General features: G+C 45.9%; 13 protein-coding genes. 4 read left to right on the top strand and 9 right to left on the bottom strand.

From position 1 onward, the window contains the following. Positions 1-32: 32 nt before the first annotated feature. Complete coding sequence (locus tag AC1DP6_RS04095) at positions 33-1,838, bottom strand: right-handed parallel beta-helix repeat-containing protein (protein ID WP_477053691.1); 1,806 nt, start codon at positions 1,836-1,838, stop codon at positions 33-35. Positions 1,839-1,993: 155 nt separating this feature from the next. On the opposite strand from AC1DP6_RS04095, the gene AC1DP6_RS04090 reads away from it, so the two are divergent. After that, positions 1,994-3,310, top strand: a complete 1,317-nt coding sequence (locus AC1DP6_RS04090) for a metal-dependent hydrolase family protein (protein WP_477053690.1) — start codon at positions 1,994-1,996, stop codon at positions 3,308-3,310. A gap of 2 nt (positions 3,311-3,312) precedes the next feature. Here AC1DP6_RS04090 and AC1DP6_RS04085 read toward each other — a convergent pair whose 3' ends face one another. From AC1DP6_RS04085 to AC1DP6_RS04055, 7 genes are all read right to left on the bottom strand, one after another. Beyond that, positions 3,313-4,572, bottom strand: coding sequence for an NRAMP family divalent metal transporter (locus AC1DP6_RS04085; protein ID WP_477053689.1), 1,260 nt, complete (start codon positions 4,570-4,572; stop codon positions 3,313-3,315). A 305-nt stretch (positions 4,573-4,877) separates the two neighbouring features. Next, positions 4,878-6,404 (bottom strand): sulfatase, encoded by a 1,527-nt coding sequence (locus AC1DP6_RS04080; RefSeq protein ID WP_477053688.1) that lies wholly within the window; start codon positions 6,402-6,404, stop codon positions 4,878-4,880. Between the two features lie 10 nt (positions 6,405-6,414). Beyond that, entirely contained in the window at positions 6,415-7,818 is a 1,404-nt protein-coding gene (locus tag AC1DP6_RS04075) for an alpha-L-fucosidase (RefSeq protein WP_477053687.1), read from the bottom strand. Then, positions 7,802-9,262, bottom strand: coding sequence for a RagB/SusD family nutrient uptake outer membrane protein (locus AC1DP6_RS04070; RefSeq protein WP_477053686.1), 1,461 nt, complete (start codon positions 9,260-9,262; stop codon positions 7,802-7,804). Before AC1DP6_RS04070 ends, AC1DP6_RS04075 begins: the two co-directional genes overlap by 17 nt. Positions 9,263-9,288: 26 nt before the next feature. Further along, on the bottom strand, positions 9,289-12,363 hold the full coding sequence (locus AC1DP6_RS04065) for a SusC/RagA family TonB-linked outer membrane protein (protein ID WP_477053685.1): 3,075 nt from the start codon (positions 12,361-12,363) through the stop codon (positions 9,289-9,291). A gap of 126 nt (positions 12,364-12,489) precedes the next feature. Continuing rightward, complete coding sequence (locus tag AC1DP6_RS04060) at positions 12,490-13,455, bottom strand: FecR family protein (protein ID WP_477053684.1); 966 nt, start codon at positions 13,453-13,455, stop codon at positions 12,490-12,492. 104 nt (positions 13,456-13,559) lie between these two features. Then, on the bottom strand, positions 13,560-14,096 hold the full coding sequence (locus AC1DP6_RS04055) for an RNA polymerase sigma factor (RefSeq protein ID WP_477053683.1): 537 nt from the start codon (positions 14,094-14,096) through the stop codon (positions 13,560-13,562). A 126-nt stretch (positions 14,097-14,222) separates the two neighbouring features. Here AC1DP6_RS04055 and AC1DP6_RS04050 point away from each other — a divergent pair, with 126 nt between their 5' ends. The 3 genes from AC1DP6_RS04050 to AC1DP6_RS04040 all read left to right on the top strand — a co-directional run bounded on the left by AC1DP6_RS04050 (position 14,223) and on the right by AC1DP6_RS04040 (position 19,915). Beyond that, complete coding sequence (locus AC1DP6_RS04050; RefSeq protein ID WP_477053682.1) at positions 14,223-14,612, top strand: VOC family protein; 390 nt, start codon at positions 14,223-14,225, stop codon at positions 14,610-14,612. Positions 14,613-15,253: 641 nt separating this feature from the next. Then, complete coding sequence (locus AC1DP6_RS04045) at positions 15,254-18,400, top strand: SusC/RagA family TonB-linked outer membrane protein (protein ID WP_477053681.1); 3,147 nt, start codon at positions 15,254-15,256, stop codon at positions 18,398-18,400. Between the two features lie 27 nt (positions 18,401-18,427). Then, entirely contained in the window at positions 18,428-19,915 is a 1,488-nt protein-coding gene (locus AC1DP6_RS04040; RefSeq protein ID WP_477053680.1) for a RagB/SusD family nutrient uptake outer membrane protein, read from the top strand. Positions 19,916-19,998: 83 nt separating this feature from the next. Here AC1DP6_RS04040 and AC1DP6_RS04035 read toward each other — a convergent pair. Then, a partial coding sequence (locus AC1DP6_RS04035; protein WP_477053679.1) for an IPT/TIG domain-containing protein occupies positions 19,999-21,157 on the bottom strand: 1,159 nt, incomplete at its 5' end.

Below are 21,157 nucleotides of genomic sequence, written 5' to 3'. Positions count from 1 at the left end.
ACCAGCGAAAGAACAGCTACCGGGTAAATAAACTACTGCTTTATTGCTATATCCGTCTTCACGGTTTTCGGTAACATCTCCTGCAACTGTACTACCGGTTTAAAAGACACTATAAAGTCATTACCGGTAATATTTACCCCTTCGCAGGCCGTTAGCCTGAAAGATGCTCTCTCAGGCCCCTGTGCCATATAATACTTCATCCACCTGATACGGTTATTGCGGAAAATCAGGTCGCCCGTACTGCGTGCGGTGAGTACCGGGTAATCATAGATCTTAAAATCATTATTTTCTATCCGGATATTCCGGTGTACCATATATCCCTTTAGGAGGGTATGGTTCTCCGGTGCAATGGCAATCACGTAATTATTGGGCGCCAGGTTATAACCGCAGCCTTCAAACGTGTTACCGGTAATCGTTACATCCTGTACCGGGCCCGACTCGTACCAGCTGCTGGCATCGTCCGCTATTAAAATAGCATGCATACCGGTTCTGTAAAAGGTATTGTTGGCAATCAGCACTTTCTTACGTGTGGTCACCAGTAGCCCTCTTGTATGTATGCCTTCAAAACGGCAATTTCGTATAGTCAGTGAYGGTACCCAGGTAATATTTTCCAGGCAGTCGCCGGTGCGCACGCCTGCCGGCATATYCTTGCTGAGCGTTACTTCCATTTCCCTGTCGGACAGCATCTTTGCAGCAGTAACAAGACCATTGCCATAGCCCTGCAACTCCGCGCTGTGTACAAATCCAATGCTATCGCCGGCAAAAAAGGCTTCAAAGCCATAGGTCTGGTGATGCATGAACCGAAGCTTCAATACCCGGGGTGATACCACCTGTGTGATCTGCAGGTGCGTACCGTGTACATTGATCGGATCATCATGCAGTCCTTTGAAATGCGCGTCTGTAATTTCGATAGCACCCTTACAGCCGGAAAAGTGCATCCCATCTGCAAAAGCAGCCATGACCCTTCCACTGCCTTCTGCAGGCGTTATCTGTATATGACTGTAGTAGAGATTTTCAGAAAACTGGGAGGTAATACCCAATCCATGCATGTAACGCATGTTGATACTGTCGAGGTGTACATTTTTACAATGTTGTATAAATGCACCTACCTGGTCTCGTATACCATCTCTTACACTCAGCACATCGCCCATCTTTCCTTTGAAAGCGGAAAAGTCGCCACTGAACTGTACCACACCCGGACTGATCAGCGTGGCTCTGCTTTTGTAAAACGGATCCCAGGAAGAATATGTATTCACACCTTTTTCGACATCTGATAGTATGGCATGGAACTGCTTCATGCCCCACTTTTCGCCATACCATTCCAGGCGCTGGTTGATGATAGCAAACCGGGAATCCCGTTGCACCGCGCCGGTTACTTCTGTTGGAGAAACTGCCACCAGCAGCATTTCCGCCATGGAAGGCCGCTCAAAGTCCACGCTGACATTGCGCAGGGTGATATCTTCACAGTGGTCAAATAACCAGGTGATCATCTTACCATGAAATACCAACTCGGCACCATTCCCTTCAATGGTTAAGCCTTTAAAGTTTTCGAAAAACAGGCCAATGGTCTTCACCTTATCCGGCACTTCTGTTTCACTGGAAGTATTGGAAATGAAATAGGTTTTCTTCACCGCGCTGTCCGGATAAAAATCGTACCTGCCGGGCTTGAACTCCAATACAGCGCCGGGCTTATCCTTACAGGCGGCAATGGCCTGTTGTACGCGGGCGGTAACATCGGTAAAAGTATTGGGCTTAACGCCTACGGGAATACGTTGTTGTGCAACGGAAGCGAGTGATAACAGTAAACCTGTCAGCATGGCCATTGATCGGTGAATCATTATCTTTTTATTGCTGTTAAGAAATTTCACGTGGATTATTTCCCGGTATGTTTCCGTAAGATACATTTTCAGGGGAAAGACCGGCTGTTCACATTTTTTTTTGCTCAAAAGAACAAAATACAACGCCGGGAGTTTATATAAAAGAAATATCCGTCATGAAAAAGGTATTTCTCCTGCTATTATTAAGCCCGCTGGCCATGGTGGCTCAAAAGCAGCTCCTGATCAATAATGTACAGTTATTCAACGGTAAGGAAAACAAAACGGAAAATGTGAATGTGCTGATCACCGATCGTTTAATCACTAAAATCTCCCGGGAGCCTATTCCTGCCAATAAAAGCATGTTGGTAACGATTATTGACGGGCGGCATAAATTTCTCATGCCGGGCATGATAGATGCGCACTGGCACGCATTCATGTGTGCCAATACCATGATGGATATGATGATGGGGGAACAGAGTTTCCTTTTTATCCGCGCCGCCAAAGAATCAGAGCGTACGTTGCTGAGGGGATTCACGTCCGTCAGGGATCTGGCCGGTCCTGTATTCGGGATTAAAAAAGCTATTGATATGGGCATACAACCCGGCCCCAGGATTTATCCAAGTGGGGCTATGATTTCCCAGACCTCTGGTCATGGTGACTTTAACCTCCTCAGCGACCCTCCGCGGATGTCATCCAATACTGTTGCCCGCCCCGAAGCATTGGGCGTAGGTATCATTGCCGATGGCTACCAGGAAGTATTAGTCGCTACCCGGGAACAACTGAAACACGGGGCTACACAGATAAAGCTGGCCGCAGGTGGCGGTGTGGCGTCATCTTATGATCCGCTGGAAGCTACGCAATATTCTGTAGAAGAAATGAAAGCTGCAGTGCAGGCGGCCGGGGATTTCGGCACCTATGTCACCGTACATGTATATACTACGGAAGGCGTAAAACGAGCGGTAGCCGCCGGTGTAAAATGTATTGATCACGGACACCTTATGGATGAAGAATGCGTAAAAATGCTGGCTGACAAAGGTATCTGGCTGAGTATGCAAGCATTCGACGGACAAACAAATACCTATAGCGATCCTCAACAGGCCGCCGACAGCAAAAAAGTCGGGGAAGGCACTGACAATGTATACCAATGGGCGAAAAAATATAAGGTGAAACTGGCCTGGGGAACAGACCTCCTGTTTAATCCCGCCGGTACTATAAACCAGAACGCCAATATTATCAAGCTGAAATCCTGGTTTAGCAATTTTGAAATCCTGAAGATGATCACCTATGATAATGCACAACTACTGGCCCTTTCCGGCGCCAGGAATCCATATCCCGGCAAACTGGGCGTGCTGGAAGAAGGTGCTTATGCAGACATGTTGCTCGTAGACGGAGACCCTTTACAAAATATTGAACTGTTGGTAGATCCGGAAAAAAATCTGCTACTCGTCATTAAAGATGGTACCGTCTTTAAAAACATACTCCCCACACCATAACATCAAAATAAAAACCAAATCATCGCCACCGCCGCAGCAGTCATTAAAATAAGCGTCAGCGCACCCAATAAATTCGAAAACTTCGAATTCGTGAATTCTCTCATGATCTTTTTATTGTTGCCGATGTGCATGATCATGGCAATCATGACCGGTGCCGTTAAACCATAAGCAATGGCCGTGTACAGCAATGCCTTAATAGGGCTCACACCCAGGAAGTCGAGCGACAATCCTACGATCAGTGAAACGATAATGGAGATATAAAATGGCTTCGCCTGTGAAAATTTTTTGTCCAACCCGGCCTGCCAACCCAATGTTTCTGCCAGCATATACGATTGCGAACCTGCCAGCACCGGTATGGCCAGTAAGCCGGTACCTAATACTCCCGTGGCAAAAATGAGATAGGTGAGTTTACCTGCCAGCGGTTGCAGCGCCTTCGCGGCCTGATCTACGGTATCTATTTGTCTTACCCCGGCTGGAAACAATACGCTGCCGGTAGTGAGGATAATAAAAAACATCACGATGTTGGAAAACAACATACCGGTGTTCACATCTGTCTTCATATCACTTAATACTGCTTTATCCACCACAATACCTTTGATGCTATGTGCCTGGTCTTCCGCTTCCATAGTAGTTTGCCAGAAAAAAAGATAAGGCGAAATAGTGGTACCTAAAATAGCCACGATGATGGAAAAGAAATCTTTATTATACTGGATAGTAGGAATAAACGTATTCCTCACCACCGCCCCCCAATCCTGCTTCATCATAAAAGGTACGATGATATACAGCAACAACGACATACAAAGCCACTTCAGTATCCTGGCAATCTTCTGATAGGAGTACTGGATGATTACATACATCATGATAGCCGTAACAGCCACACAAAAAACGGATACCGGTATAGCCGGAAAGATCATATGACATACCGCCCCCATGCCCTGAATATCGGCGCCCAGATTGAGCGTAATGGCCGGAAAGCTGAACAGCAACATGATATATAATACCGGCCGGGGATAGTATTTTTTTAACGTCACCGTTAATCCCTGGCAGGTCACCAGTCCTATTCGTGCGCACATGCCCTGCACACCGGCCATTAATGGGAAAGTCAACAGGGATGTCCACAGCGTGGTCAACCCAAACTGTGCCCCTGCCTGCGAATAAGTGGCTATGCCGGAAGGGTCATCGTCGCTGGCACCTGTGATTAATCCGGGGCCTAATTTTTTAAAGAAGACCAGGAGCTTATTTTCGGATGCAGATGTAGGCATGAATTATCGGAATTAATGGGTAGACAGTAAGTTAAACCAAAATCTGCAGAATCAGTGAAGCCTCAAAACAGTGAAAAACCGGTTCATCCGGGTAACATAAAAAGGGTGTACCGAATGAATCGATACACCCCGGTTTATATCCGTCCGTTCCCCTCAGAACGTATGCATATATGCTTTATAACGATGTTTGACCGGCAAATTTCAGTAAACAAACCGGCACACTGCCTGCCATAGAAAATACCAAAATAATAAAAAACGGATTCAATGTACTAAAACCGCTGCCTAAAAATTCAGTACAAGTATGCTTACAACGCATTCGGATAAGATACAGTTTTTTTGGTATTTTTATAAACAGGCAACTGTCCCCCACGTTGTTTCAATTGTTGGGTGAGCAGCTTTGCYAGCTCTCTGGTTTTATCCGGGTAGCGGACAGACACGTCATTGGCTTCATAGATATCTGCCTGCAGATCGTATAGTTCCAGTCGCTGGTACTTCTCAAAATAAATCAGCTTCCACTTGCCCTGACGAATGGCGGTGCACCAGGAATTATCGGTACCGAGATTTCCACCGGTCCAGTCGTTGGGGTAATTCCAGATCAGCGCACGGCGGTCATCCCGCAGTTCAGGTTGCTTCAGGTATGGCACAATGCTTCGCCCATCGAGGGTTTGTACAGTCTTATACTTTTTCACACCAGCCCATTCCAGGATGGTGGGATAAAAATCTTCCATAATCATATATTGCGTATTCACGGTACCTGGTTTGGTAACGCCATTCCAACGCACAATCATCGGTTCCCTGACGCCACCTTCATACAGGGAACCTTTACCACCCCGCAGCGGGTAGTTCTGGGTGTTGTCGTTACCTTGTCTGGGGGGATGTGAAAAGCCCCCGTTATCAGACATAAACACAATGATGGTATTTTCCGTGAGATGATGTTGATCCAGGTAGTCCATCAGTTCCCCGAGACTCTGGTCCATTCCTTCCACCAGCGCCGCATAGGCGGCTTCCGGTTTAGGTAGTCCCATATCGAGGTAGCGTTGAATGAAGCGGTCATCTACATTGTAAGGCAGGTGTACCGCGTAATGTGCCATGTATAAAAAGAAAGGTTGTCTTTTTAATTGCGCGGTATCCATGGCCAGCATGGCTTCCTGGGTGAGGTCTTCTGTCAGGAAGGATTTCTTCTTCCGGTATTTCTCCAGGTTCGGCATTTCTGCCTGCAGGATAAAGCGGCCCGGTACGCGGCCAAAATCATCTTCCGCCAGGTAAGAGGCGGGATGGCCGGCAGCGCTGCCACCTACATTTTTCACAAAGCCCAGGTTCAGCGGATCGGCACCAATAGTTTGGTACGCCCCGAAATGCGCTTTACCACATTGAATGGTATAGTAGCCATGGTCCTTCAACACCTGGGGTAACGGAGTAGCATATACGCTTTTCTCCTGGTTGGGCAAAGGGGAGATACCGTTTACATTCCAGTCCGGAATATCCAGCAGACTGTCTTTACCATCCACGGCCTTGTTTTTCATGGAGGTCCAGTTGCTCACCCGGTGCCTTGCTACGTTCATGCCGGTGAGAAAGCTTACCCGGGAGGGTGTGCACACAGAGGCTGCGTAGGCGTTGGTAAATTTAGTACCTGCTTTGCAGAGGCGTTCCATATTGGGTGTACGGAATTTCCGGTTGGCAGATGTAATGCTGTCCCAAAAAGGAACGGAGGTATCCTGCCAGCCCATGTCATCTACCAGGAAGAAGATGATGTTGGGTGATTTTTGCGTTTGGCTTTGTGCCGTGGTAGCTATGCTGATGAGCAGTAATCCACCAAGAACTAATTTTTTCATTGCCGTGTATTTAATTTTCAATGGGTTCACCGGTAATATGATAGGCGCTGAAAGATCTTATCAGCGGTGCGTTTGTACTTTCCTGCACCTTCAATTGCAGCGCCGTTGTGTACAACGCGGGGAAAGTAATAATACGCATATTTCCTATGGCAGTGCCGTGATAAATATCCTGCCAGCGGCCTTTTATTTTTGCCTGCAGGGTATAACGGCGGATACGCTCTCCCTGCCTGATGTCTTCGCTGATGGTGACCTGATTTACCTGTTTTTTTTCCGGGAAAGATAACAGTAAAGCCTGACTTGTTTGAACCGGCGCACCAAAACGTTGTTTTATCTCCGCCCCGAAGTCTTGTAGCCGGGCTACGTCCGGCGCTGGCAGCAGGCCAGTGGTATCTGGTGTAAGACCGAGCATCAACGTGGCATTTCTACCAACAGAATGATAGTACATTTTCACCAGGTCTGCTAAAGGATAGATATGCGCATCATCGCCAGGTTCCCAGAACCATTCGTGGCGGCCATTGTATCCACGCAGTGGCGCATCTGCCATCGCAGGAATCCAGTACCGGCCATTGGGATCGCCCTCCTTTGCCAACTGAAAATGATTTACCGCGATAGCGGGATATTTGCTGGTGAGCATACTTGGATACGGAAAGGCAGACCAGCAAGGATAACTAACCGTACCACTTTCGGAGCCTCCCCAGCGGGCATCCGACCGTTGCGCACTCCAATAGAATAAGCAGTTCGGCTGATATTTTTCTACAATAGGCAATACATCCGGTGCCCCATCGGCCAGATCAGAAGCCCCACCATCGAACCATACTTCGAACAAGGGGCCATAGCGGGTACAGAGTTCCCGCACCATGCCTTCACACATCCGGTTGTAATATTGTTGCCGTTGTTGCCGGAAACTGCTGTCACCACCCTGCACTTTAAAATCGTGCACGCCCAGGAATGAATTCCATCGGATCCCGATATACAATCCAGGCTGAATATCGTACTTGCGGCAGGAGTTGATAAAATCTGCAACGATATCTCCTTTGCCACCTTTCCATTTTACCGCTTTGAGGCAGTAAGGATTTACGTCTGACTGGTACAGTGCAAATCCTGTTTCATGGGTGACGGTTAAAATCGCAAACTTTGCGCCCGCGGCTTTAGCAGCGGCGATCCACTGATCTGTATTCAGGCGTTCAGGATGGAAGATATTATAATCTGCCACCGGCGTAATACGGTTAGCCGTTTGATTGTAGGCCTTACCATCAAATACGTGCAGGTCGTAGTGAAATACCACGCCGAAGCCAGCCTGCTGCCAGGCCACCTGTGCGGCGGAGGGTCCCCCCCCTGCTGAATCCTGTGCCAGCAGAGCTACCGGCCCAAGCATGCCTATCAGCCAAAACAGCCACTTATTTATAGCCTTCATTTTGTTCCAGGTTTTTATCTGCATCTATTTCTGTTTGCGGGATCGGATATAATACGTGATAACTCTTTGCAGCCATACCTCTGGCCTGTGCACCGGAAATAAATAAATTCATGCGGATCAGGTCTTCTCTTCTTTTGCCTTCTCCAAAAAACTCCCGCCCTCTTTCGGCCAGTATAAAATTACGCAGGGCAGTTTTAGAAGGATAATCTGCCAGCAAAATTTTATCCGCTCCAGCACGGTCGCGCACTTCATTAATCAGGTCAATACTTTCGGCGGCAGGACCATTCAGTTCATTCAATGCTTCTGCTCTTGACAACAGGATATCTGCATAACGGATCACCGGAATATCGTTGCCCATGTCAGCAGATAAACCATTTGGATCCGGGACGAACTTGAAAGAGCGGGCATTGTTCAACGCCTTGCCCGTAGCATCTTTCGACATCTCAAAATAAGTACCTGATGTATTGGTATAATGTGTCAGGATCATTTTTAAACGTTTGTCTGCTGCATCAAAGCTATCCACAAATTTTGTGTATAGCTTAAACTGTGCACCGAAAATAATCCAGTTGGTTTGAATAGGATATCCCGGCGGAAAAGTATGTGCCATCACAATATTGCCATATCCCGTTTGGTTGATACAAGGAAACACATAGATGTATTCCGGATTGCTTTCATTCTCCACCGCAAATAAGCGGCTGATATCTCCGAAGAGATGATAGGTTTTCAGATCGATAATTTGTTGTGCAACAGCAGCACTTTCCTGCCACATCTGCTTGTTCAGGTAAAACTTACAGAGCACCGACAGCGCCGCGCCTTTAGTAGCCTTCCCTCTCTGTGCCTGCGTGACCGGAAGGTCCTGCGCGGCGGCGATCAGCTCTGTGGTAATGAACTGTTTCATGTCTGCATCGCTGGCTTTCGCCTGCAGGCCGTCTACATTTTTAGCACTGGTGATCAGCGGCACCGGACCGAAGAAATTATACAGATAGCTATAAGCAGCTGCCCGGATAAACCTTGCTTCTGCAATATACCCTTTCAGCTTATCTGCAGGTACTGCGCCGGCATTGTCTTTGTTATCCAGTATCACATTGGCATCCCTGATAGCGAGATAGGATTTAGTCCAGGAAGCAGAAAACATGGCGTTGGTGGCGTCCCAGGTAAAGTTGATAAAATCTTTTGCCTGTGATTCAAAACCGCCGCCGGTTTCCCACATCTCATCGGTGCAAAATTCACTGAAGCAGTATACATCATTCCGGTTGGCATAGCTGGTTACCTGTAACTGGCTATAGGCGCCATTCAGGACTTTTTCAAAACCATCTGCCGTGCCCGTAAACGAGGTAGGATCGTATTGGGTGTATATATCTTCCTTTAAAAATTTCTTACAACTGCTCAACAAAAGTATACCGGCAGCGATGGACAAATAAGCTATTAACATCCCCTTTTTCATCGGTTTATATTTTAGGTTACGTTTGATTAAAAATTAACTTTCACACCCAGACGGTATACCTTAGATAAAGGGTAACTGTTCTGGCTTACCTTGGTAACACTTGTACCCAGTGCGTTTGCATCCGGATCGTATCCTTCATAGTTGGTGATGGTGAATAAATTATCTGCTGCCCCATATACCGATAATCCTTTGATCGTGTTGTTGTGTACAGGGATCACATAATTCAGCGTGAGTGTCTTCAGCCTTACAAAAGAAACATCCTGCACCGTTAATGAATTCACGGAATACTGTCCGCCGTAACGGGAAGGATTGATGCCCGAAGGATACTTTGCATCGGTGTTTTGCGGTGTCCATCTGTCGAGGTAATACGTGGCCATATGATTACGCTGGAAGTTGATGGGGTATAGTGATTCGATGGCATTGGCATCGAGCGTAGAAATACCATGTACACCTAATAAGAGCACATTCAGAGAAAAACGTTTATACGTCACCGTATTGGTGAATCCCCAGGTGAACTTCGGCAGCGGACTACCCAATACAGTGCGGTCTTTAGCGTTGATAATCTTGTTACCATCCTGATCTTTGAAAATGGGATCGCCTGCTTTGGCACCTGTCTGGCCGGAAGCCGCAGCTTGTGCATCGTCTTTAAAAATACCGGTTATCTCATAACCATAGTAGGCATAGATAGGGAAACCTGTTTGCACCAGTGCAAAGTTTGGTACGAAAGAAAAAGCACCTTTGAGTACCTGTGGTATGAAATCCGGTAAGCGGGTTACTTTATTATGGAGAAAGGAAGCTGTGATACCGCTTTCCCAGCTGAAGTCTTTTTTCACGATGTTGCGGGTATTTACGAGGATGTCTACTCCTGTATTCTGCACACTACCGAAGTTCACCACCTGGGAAGAGAAACCTGTAAATGCGGCTACCGGCTTACTGAACAGCTGATCACCGGAATTTTTGATATAGTACTCTACCGATCCGGAAATGCGGTCGTTAAAGAAGCCGAAATCAAGTCCCAGGTTATACTCTTCTGTGGTTTCCCATCTGAGGTTTTCGTTGGGTAGTCTTGCTGGTTCTGCACCCTGGTAAAGGTTATCCCCAAGCACTGCTTTTCCACCGGCGATATAGGTTTGCAGCGTGGCGAAATTGTCGATGGCCTGATTACCTATTTGTCCGTAGCCGAAACGCAGTTTCAGATTAGAGATGCTTCCGGCATGCTGCATGAATGCTTCCTTATAAATATTCCACCCGGCGGCCAGTGATGGGAAGATCGCATATTTATGTTTATCAGAAAAACGGGAGGTACCATCTGCCCTGAAAGAGGCCGTGAGCAGGTATTTATCTTTATAATTATAATTCAGTCTGCCCAGATAGGAATTCAATTTATTGGAAGTGCGGCTGCTGTTTACATTATCACCGCTGATACCGTCACCACTGCCAAGCAGGTTGGTATTGGTAATATCTGACAGAAAGTTACGGGAGTCTGCGTACGAGGTACGATAATCATAGCGTTCGGTAGTGGTTCCCAGCAGGAGCGAAAAACTATGGTATCCAAATTTCCTGTCATATTTACCGAGGTATTCCATGATCCAATGCGAATTTTCCACATTGGTAATGGAGGCGATGCCACCGGCACTCAGCCCGAACTGGGTAATGCGACTGTTGTAATAATCAGCGCGGGAGTTGCTGAGATCTGCACCCAGCCTGGCGGTAAAGGTAAGGTCTTTGATAGGGGTATAGTTGGCGATCACTGTACCATAATTATTATTGAGTATCTGTGACTGGGTAATTCCGTTCACAATGGCCAGCGGATTTTCCAGTGCTATCAGCGGATTAAAGCGATAACGCCCGTTGGCATCTTTGTCTGTGGCAATGGTGGGATCGAAATTGAGGGCGGTATTAATAGCGCCGGCATTTTCATTGAAGCCCGTCTGGTTGTAAGGCTGATTATTCTTTGTTCTGCTGAGGTTCATCGACAACAGCAGATTAAATTTGTCTGAAGGAGTTATTTCATAATTGATGCGTGCGTTATATTTTTCGAAGTTGGTATTTTTGAGAATACCATCCTGGTTGAAGTAGTTTAAGCCTACATAGTATCTATTATTCTTTGCCCCACCAGACATGGAGAGCTGGTGATTATGCGCCACGGCTGTTTTAAAGATTTCGTTCTGCCAGTCGGTGCCGTTGCCGATAGCATCCATCTGTGCTTTGCTAAACACGGCAGGTTGATTTTGTGCAATGGACAATTCATTCAGCACCTGCATATATTGTGGTGCGCTGAGGATATCCATTTTTTTGGCGACCTGCTGCAGACCGATGTAGCCATCATAGGTGATGGTGGTTTTACCCACCACTCCTTTTTTGGTGGTGATGAGCACCACGCCATTGGCGGCCCTGGAGCCATAGATAGCAGCGGCGCTGGCATCTTTCAACACCTGTATGGATTCAATATCATCCTGGCTGATGGAAGCAGGATTTACGCCTGGGAGGCCATCTACTACTACCAGCACATCATTGCTGCTGTTGATAGAGCCGGCGCCTCTTACGCGGATGTTTACGCCACCACCCGGTGCGGAACTGGATTGATTCACATATACGCCGGCGGCTTTACCATTCAGCGCCTGTAACGCATTGTTGTTTACTCCCTGCGTTAACTCCTTTTGTCCAATGGTTGCAATTGATCCGGTGAGATCCGTTTTACGCTGGGTACCATACCCTACCACGATCACCTCATTCAGCGAAGCGGTGCTGCTGCGGAGTTTTACGAGGATAGAGGTGGACTCTCCCGGCTTCAGGGTGTATCCGGACAAGGTTTGGGGTTCGTACCCTATACTACTGATCACAAAGGTATAGGTACCATTTACCGGTAATCTGGAAAACGTAAATACGCCGAGTGAATCTGTTTGTGCGCCGGAACTCAGGCTGGTTAGCGTGTTGCGGGCAATTACATTTACGTAGGGCATCTTCTCCCCTTTTTCATTCCGGACAATTCCTTTTACGCTGCCTGTTTTCTCCTGCGCATAAAGCGGGGACGCGGCCCATAATAATAGGGTACACAAAAAATACCCGACCCTGGTTGATAAACGAAGTCTGTTTGGCACTGTTGATGTTTTTAGAATTAGACATTAAAATGCTGGCATAGCATGTCCGGAATGCTACGTGTGTGCATATCAGTTATTACTGCTGGTGGAGGTCAATAATAAATGCTGGTGGTATTTAATTTTGGTCTACTGCTTCTTTATGGTGTAATTCTTTCCATTGTTCACGACAATCAGATGATTCAATAACGCGATATCATTCAAAACATTCTTCAGTGAATCTGTTCGATCTATTTTACCAATAAAATTCATTCCTTTCAGGTCTGCCGGATTATAATGTACCGGCACATTGTAGATGGCCGCTAATTGATCCAGTACCTGCGACAGTTCCTGGTTCTCGAACATGTACCAGTTGGATACAGTAGTGCTGCTGTTGTTCATTGTTTCACGGCTGGCAGGCGACCGGCTGTTGATCAGTGCGGCGATGCCATTGCTGCGGTCATAACTGAATACATCACCTGGCAGCAGGTAATACTCCTGGTGTAATTTAACCTGTACCGTATCTGCTGTTCTTACGACTACTTTACCTTTATAGAGATATACTTTTGTTTTATTGTCGCCCCGGGGAGCTGTTACTTTGAATGCAGTACCTAATACCGTAGTGGCGATACCGTTACTAAAAACGGTAAATGGTTTGGCGGCATCCTGCTTTACATTAAACAGCGCTGTGCCCTCCAGCGATACATGTCTTACCTTCCCGGGGAATGCAGCTGTGTACTGCAGGGCGGATGCAGGGAACAACGTCACGGTGGTGCTATCATCCAGGAGCAGCTCCATGGCTTCGGCAGTGGTGTTGGTAATGGTTTTAAGCGATGTGGCTGCCATGACCGGGTGTGGTATGTTAGCCCTGGTACCACTCCACCAATAATAACTACCCAGCATCACACCGGCGAGCGCTGCGGCCACTGCTACCTGTTGGATACGACATATCACTACCTGCCACCTTCTTTGCTGTTGAATGGCTTTCCAGGAATCCTGCCAGAACGCAGCGTCTTTATCTATGCTGTGATCGAAGCTATCCCATTCTTTTTTCTCCTGCTCCTTGTCGGGGAGAGGCTGTAAATATTGTGCGATACGTTTCCTGGAAATCTTCATTACTATTTATCCGCTGTTAGTAAGTAATACGCAGCTGGTGAAAAAAATCCTCACTGCGGAGACGTTTTTTTGAAAAAATTTATACCCAAATGAATAACAGGTAGTTAGAAAACAATAAAGGACAGCAGCACGAAATATTTCTTCAGGTATTTCACTGCCCGGGCTACGTGATTATCTACTGTTTTTACAGAGATGGACAATTCTGCGGCTATTTCTTTGTAGGAATAGCCTTCCAGGCGATGCAGGATGAAGACCTTTTTTCTTTCTGCCGGCAGTTGTTCCAGCAGCACCTGCAGGCGATGATCCATTTCTTTTTGCGCTACAGGATCCGGCGTAGGGTGTTCCTGCGGGACTTCCCTGCTTAGGGCGTGCTCTATGCGCAATGCTTTCTGTTGACGCCGGAGAGCGTCCACATATACCGTATAGGCTATATTAAAGAGGTGTTGATCGAGAGAATAGTCTTCATTCAGGGAGCTGCGGTACTGCCATAATCTCAAAAACGTGGTTTGCAATAAATCCCGGGCATCTTCTTCCGACCTGGTTTTCTTCAGGAAATAGTAAAATACTTTATCCCGGCAGCTGATATATGCCTGCTCATACGACAACTCGTCTCCCTGTTTTATGGCTGATACTAATTCCAAGATGGGACTAAAATAACACATTTTCTCTTAAGCGGAAGACGGAAAGCAAAAAGCAAAAAGCTATCTTAGCGGATGATCTCCGGGAATATCTCGCGGATAATAACTGCTTTCCTAAAAAATTTCCACATGATAATTAACCATTTGGATCACCTGGTATTAACTGTAAAAAATATTGACACTACCCGTAAGTTTTATGAAAAGATATTAGGCATGGAAGTGATCACGTTTGGTGATGCCCGAAAAGCCTTGCGGTTTGGGCATCAGAAAATCAATCTACATGAAAAAGGAAAAGAGATAGACCCTAAAGCAACATCTCCTACGATGGGATCTGCAGATCTTTGCTTTATTGCAGATACTGCAGTGGAAGAAATATTACAAGAATTACTAGATAACAATGTAAAAATACTGGAAGGCGGAATCGTAGCAAGGACGGGCGCTACAGGCAATATCCGTTCTGTTTACTTTCGTGATCCTGATGGGAACCTGTTAGAGGTGAGTAACTATGATGTTAAATAAAAGAGAAAGTTTAATATTGTTTTTCTGACAAAAACAATATATTTTTATGTCGTTAATGAAAAAATAACCTGTTGTGTTGCCTGATTATCACCAGTAACAACCAGAACCTGGGAACAACAAAATTATATTACTGTACTACTTTGCTTGTAGAAATATTGGTTTTTTATTTTTTGCTTATAAAAATTTTTTGCTTTTAGAGATTAAATTTTGCTTGAGAATCTATTTAATCCACAGAAATCTGACAAAATGTAAACCAAAGGACTATTGTTATATACCCGCCACTGCGTGTGTTTTATAATCATATTTTCCATAAAAAATTTACATAAAATAACCGGTTAATTTTCCGGCAGGGGAATACTATGTTTGTAATGTAGCCAACTTACAACCTGGTCCGTACAAATCACACTAAACTGTTTAGCTGATTTATCTTCTCATGCGCTGCAATGCCGTTTTTAATCATTAATGGTCATCGAAAAATGACCAAACGATATGTTCATGTCTAAACCAAAATGAAATATGATAGCGACCTGTATCTATGTCTGTTGTATCCAATTACCTGGAGATTCATTTAGTTAACATTACCAACGGAAGATACACGGCGTCCCAATTTTTTTTTACATAACAAACCCAATTTAAACCGTATGAAAAAAGGTTTACTACTATGGCTGTTACTGGCCATCGGTATGGTGCATGCTTTTGCCCAAACCCGAACGATTAAAGGTAAAGTTACGGATGCCCAGGACGGCGCTCCGTTACCTGGTGTATCTGTAAGCATTAAAGGCTCCAAAGTAGGAGCGGTATCTACTGTTGATGGAACATTTTCCATACAGGTAGATGGTGCAGCCTCATTGATCTTTTCTTTTGTAGGCTATGAAGCAAAAGAAGAAAAAGTGGGTTCCCGCCAGACAGTCAATGTTACCTTGAATGCCAGCAACAAAGTGCTGAACGAAGTAATAGTAACCGGATACGGCGAATTAAAAAGAAAAGATGTGACGTCTTCTGTAACAGCAGTATCTGGTGCGCTCATTAATGACCGCCCAAGTACCAGCTTTGACCAGGCTTTATCAGGAAGAGCAGCTGGTGTGAACATCACCACTGGTTCCGGTGTACTGGGTGATGGCGTAAATATCAGGATCCGTGGTGTGAACTCTATCAGCAACAGTAATCAGCCATTGATTATTATGGATGGTATTCCGATGAATACCAATACTAACTTAAACGTATTCAACAGTGGTAACGGTACCCGTTACAACCCGTTGGCGGATATCAATCCGAATGATATTGAATCAGTAGATGTACTGAAAGATGCGGCTGCTACTGCCTTATATGGTTCCAGAGCTGCTGCAGGGGTTATCGTCATTACTACCAAAAGAGGTAAAGCCGGTGCTATCAGCGTTAACTACAATGGTTATGTAGGCTGGTCCCAGGCCGCGAGGTTACCTAAAGTACTGAATGGTGATGATTTCAACATTATTCAGAATGAAAAAGCTGCCAATTCAACACCTGCAGGCAGAACCCCGGTTCCTATTGCAAAAGATATTGACATCAACGGCGATGGCAAACCAGACAGAACTGACTGGATGAAAGTAGCATTTCAGACAGGTATCATACAAAGCCACCAGTTATCACTTTCCGGCGGAACCGACAAAGCGAGATTTTATGCTTCCGGTGAATATTCCGATCAGAAAGGTGTGGTAATAACCAACCGTTTACGTAGAGGTGGTATGCGTATGAACCTGGATGTAACGCCTAAAAAATGGCTGAAATCAGGTATCTCTCTGTACGCTTCCAAATCAATGAATAACGGCGTATTATCCGATACCTACCTGGCCGGTGCTACCACTTCCGCTTATTCTGCCATGCCTAACGTTCCGGCATATGATAAGAATGGTGATTTTTATATAAAAGGCAACGGGGATCTGGGAGATGGCGCCAATACCATCACTACCACTAACAGGTTTAACCGTTTCTTCAATCCACTTTCCAGCGTGTACTATGGTAGAAATGATAATACCTCTACCCGTGTTTTATCTTCTGCCTATGTAGAAGTAGAGCCTATTCCCGGCTTAAAAGTAACTTCCCGTTTCAGYGTGGATTTCATCCAGAACTTTGAAGATCAGTACAGTGGCCCTAAACAGGCTGGCAATGGTATTGGTTTGAATGGACTGGTACAGGAAAACCTGTTAAGACAAAACCAATGGAACTGGTCTAACTATGCTACCTATACGAAGAGTTTCAATAATATCCATTTCATCAATGCAATGGTAGGTATCGAATCTCAGTTCTCACAAAGGAAAGTACTGTATACGGGACAGGGTAACCTGGCAGATTCTTATTTTAAAGAAATCTATGATGGCTTATATGCCGGTACCGACAATAGTTTTACCGGTGGTAATAATGTTGCCAACGCCTTTGATTCGTACTTTGGTAAGATCGGCTATAACTATGGTTCCAAATATTATTTTGATGCAACACTGAGAGCAGATGCTTACTCTGACTTTGGTCCTAACAACCGCCGTGGTTATTTCCCTGGTGCTTCCGTTGGATGGAGAATATCAGAAGAAGGCTTCTTTAAAGATAACATCTCCTTTATCAGCGACATGAAACTGCGCGCCAGCTATGGTATCGTAGGTAACTCCAACATCAAGGCGTATGCTTACAGAACCTTATATGGTGGTGGTAGTTATGCAGACATCAACGGTTTCTCCCAGTTCCAGATCGGTGATCCGAACCTGAAATGGGAAACCTCTAAAAAACTGGATATCGGTATTGATGCGACCCTGCTGAAAAACAGGATCACTGTTACCGCTGATTATTTCCACAGTAACATCAATAACCTGATCCTGGATGCTCCTGTACTGGCTACTGCTGGTATTCCATGGGATCCAACCGGTATCGTTGGTTCTATCCTGACCACCAACGTTGGTGCGATGTGGAACAAAGGTATTGAGTTAACCCTTAACACCCGTAACATTGAAACCAAAGACTTTACCTGGTCTTCCAACCTGAACGTGACCTTTATCAAAAACAGGGTAACCGCTACAGCTGACGGATCTGACCTGGTAAAAGTTAACAACCGCGCCAGCGTAGGCAAAACACTTGGTGTTTTCCGCCTGATCGAATGGGGTGGTGTGAATCCGGAAACTGGTTTCCCAATGTACTACAATAAGAACCATGAGTTGATCATGTACAACCCAACTCCGGGTGCTACCGACAAATGGACCAGCCCTGACGGCAAAACCAAAAAGACGCCGATTTCTTCCAGTGATGCACAATACCAGGACAAATCAGGTTATCCTACCTTCTTTGGTGGTTTGAACAATACCTTTACCTACAAAGGCATTGACCTGAGCATCTTCCTGCAATACAGTGGTGGTAACTATGTGTATAATGGTACCCGCGCTGCTTTAATGACTACTTTCTTTGGTAACAACCTGGAAGAAGTGAAAAACAGATGGACACCAGAAAACAAAAACACAGATGTCCCTAAGTTATTCCTTGCTGATGCTACTATCACACAAGCATCTACCAGGTGGCTGGAAAAAGGTGACTTCCTGAGAGCACGTGAAATCAGCCTGGGTTACACTTTCCCTGGCATCAAACAAAAACTGGGTGTAAGCACTTTACGCATATACGGACTGGTGCAGAATGCCTTCATCATCACCAAGTACAAAGGTTCTGATCCGGAAGTAAATACCAACCGTGACAGCAATATCAACTTTGGTGTAGATAACAGAGGTGTACCTATTCCAAGAATATACACGTTGGGTTTAAATGTTGGATTCTAATTGTTAGTGATTTTAAAAAAGAGAATTATGAAATTTAAAAATAAATCGAACTTCACAACAAGGCTCAATAGCCGCCTGGCCATAGGCGCTGTGGCGCTGGCTTCTACGGTGATGTTTTCCTGCTCCAAAGTAAATGATCAGCAACCATACGCCAAACTGGATCCGAAAGATGCGTTCAGCAACCCTGAGAGGATTGGTAAAGCAGCGGTGGGTATGTATGATGCATTGCAAAATCCGGAATTCCTCGGCGGCCGTGTATTGTTATATGCCGACCAACGTGGTCTGGATGCAAACAGTTCCGGCTTTTTTACCAACCTGGGTACCTTTGATATGGTGTCCAGCAATGTATATGCTTTCAATTGCTGGTCCGGTGGTTACAGAACCATCAATGAGACCAACTTCTTTAGCATGAACCTGAAAGCAAACGAAAGTGTGGTAACACCAGAGGAAGCTGCAGGCTATTACGCAGAAGCAAAGTTCATCCGCGCGCTATCTTATTTTTACCTGGTGAATACTTTCGCTCAAACGTATACTTTCTCCGCTGGCGCTACACACCCAGGTGTACCATTGATTCTCACAGCTCCCAAAAATGGTACGGAAGCAACGGATCCCAGCAACAAGGTACCCCGCAATACCGTAAAGGAAATATATGATCAGATGATCAAGGACCTGACAGAAGCATCGGCAGTATTGCCTATCCAAACACCTTTAGAGAGCTTTGCAAACCATGCCAGGGCTACCAAAGGTGCCGCACAAGCACTTCTTTCCCGTATCTATTTATACCAGGGTAACTGGGCCAAAGCCAGGGATTTTGCGGACAGTGTATTATTATCTACCGCCGGATACAAACTGGATACTACCCCTGCCACGGTTTTTTCTGCGGGTAACTACCAATCCTCCACAGAGCGTATCTTTTCTGTAGCGATGAACTCCGGTGATAACCCCAATACCAATAACGCATTGGGGCAGCATTATGGTTCCGGTGGTCGTGCCGATGTTTCCATCAGCGCCGGGTATCGTAATTTACCGAACTTTAACTACCAAACGGACCTGAGAGGTAAACCGCTGTTTAGTTATAGCATCGACAAAGTTACCAAGGATACCATTGCCTTTTATACTACCAAATTCTTTGGCACCAGCACCTTCGATGCATGGGTACCTGTGATCCGCCTGGCAGAAGTAATGCTGATCAAAGCAGAAGCACTGGCCAGACTGAATACGGCTGCTCCTGATGCGGGCGCTGTTACCCTGCTGAATGCCATCAGAGCAAGGGCAAAAGCCAGTGTATTAGCTCCTGCCACCCAGGCAGAACTGATCACCAATATCCTCACAGAACGCCGCATAGAACTGGCTTTCGAAGGACATGGTGTGCTGGACTTCCAGAGAACACAACGTGATATTCCTGCTCATGGTAATGTTGGCATCCAGAAATGGAATGGTAACTATACGATCTTCCCACTGCCTTTCGCTGAAGTAGAACGTAATCCAAATATGGCACAGAACGAAGGTTATTAATACTGACTAACTTCTCCTTAAATAAAAGAATCCCGGCTGCAGATGTAGCCGGGATTTTCTTTGTTTATGAAATCTATCAGCGCTTACTTGAAAAATATCTTTCTCACTGCCTTGTTAAAGCGTTCCATGATATACACATTTCCTTCCCTGTCGATAAACAGGCTGCTGATATTGGAGAACGCCGCCTGATTCAGGGTGCCATCCACATATCCGCCTGAAGGAGGCGCAGTACCACCCTTCCAGCCGGCTACGGTAATCACCGCATCATCGGTGAGCATACGGATGGCATTATTATCTGCCACGTAAAACACACCCGCAGCCCTATCGCTGACAATGCCCGTCAATCCGGAGAAACCAGCGGTCAGTAAAGGACCATCGTTGTAACCGTACTGGGAACCGGCATACGCTGTTTTATTCCCATCCGCCAGTTTAAATACCCTCGGATCATTATCGTTGGTATAAAATACATTGCCCGCGTTATCGATGGCGATACTACTGCCCGGTGTTTCATAACTGTTACGTGCAATGGCAGTGGCATTACCTGCTGCATCTATTTTCCATACGCCTCCATACTGCGCACCTACATACAAAACACCATTTTTATCAATCCCCAAACCAATGGGCGTGAAAGAAAATTTGGCCACCGTAGTGACTACACCCGCCGGTGTAATTTTACGCATTGCTTTGGCAAACTGTTCTATCACATACAGGTTATCCTGTGCATCAATAGCAATGGAGGTTACAAAGTTGAACGACGCTGCTGTACCCGTGCCATTCGTATTACCAGATGACCCATTCACCTGTCCGGCAAACAGTGTCACTTTGCCATCCGGCGTTACTTTCTTCACCACATTCACATCTGTTACAAAGGCATTACCGCTTCCGTCTACTGCCAGGGCCGCCGGATACGCAAAATCCGGCGAATTGGGACCACCGGCTATCGTCATTACACCGGCACGTTTAAACAGCGGGCCAGTAGCGGCGAGACCACCTACTTTTACTTCCATTGTTCCTGTGCTGATACCAACAGGAACCACTACACGCAGTGTAGTATCAGTAGCAGCAGTTACAGGTAGCGTAATGCCGTTAAAGGTAACCAGGTTATCACCCGCATTGGTGCTGAAGCCCATTCCTTTCACGATTACTTCTGTACCTGCCAGCCCATTATCCGGGATCAGTTGTTTTACACCCAGCGACTGCTCTTTAAACAACGGACCATCTGCCTGTTGACCATTTACAGTC

The organism is Chitinophaga sp. 01L420 (assembly GCF_056399985.1).
Note: the sequence above shows the minus strand (reverse complement) of the source record. Positions and strands in the feature narration are given on the sequence as shown.

What these genes read in the sequence shown, in the direction of transcription:
- AC1DP6_RS04090 (WP_477053690.1), top strand. Translation starts at nt 1,994, where the DNA reads ATGAAAAAGGTATTTCTCCTGCTATTATTAAGCCCGCTGGCCATGGTG.
- AC1DP6_RS04085 (WP_477053689.1), bottom strand. Translation starts at nt 4,572, where the DNA reads ATGCCTACATCTGCATCCGAAAATAAGCTCCTGGTCTTCTTTAAAAAA.
- AC1DP6_RS04075 (WP_477053687.1), bottom strand. Translation starts at nt 7,818, where the DNA reads ATGAAGGCTATAAATAAGTGGCTGTTTTGGCTGATAGGCATGCTTGGG.
- AC1DP6_RS04070 (WP_477053686.1), bottom strand. Translation starts at nt 9,262, where the DNA reads ATGAAAAAGGGGATGTTAATAGCTTATTTGTCCATCGCTGCCGGTATA.
- AC1DP6_RS04060 (WP_477053684.1), bottom strand. Translation starts at nt 13,455, where the DNA reads ATGAAGATTTCCAGGAAACGTATCGCACAATATTTACAGCCTCTCCCC.
- AC1DP6_RS04050 (WP_477053682.1), top strand. Translation starts at nt 14,223, where the DNA reads ATGATAATTAACCATTTGGATCACCTGGTATTAACTGTAAAAAATATT.
- AC1DP6_RS04040 (WP_477053680.1), top strand. Translation starts at nt 18,428, where the DNA reads ATGAAATTTAAAAATAAATCGAACTTCACAACAAGGCTCAATAGCCGC.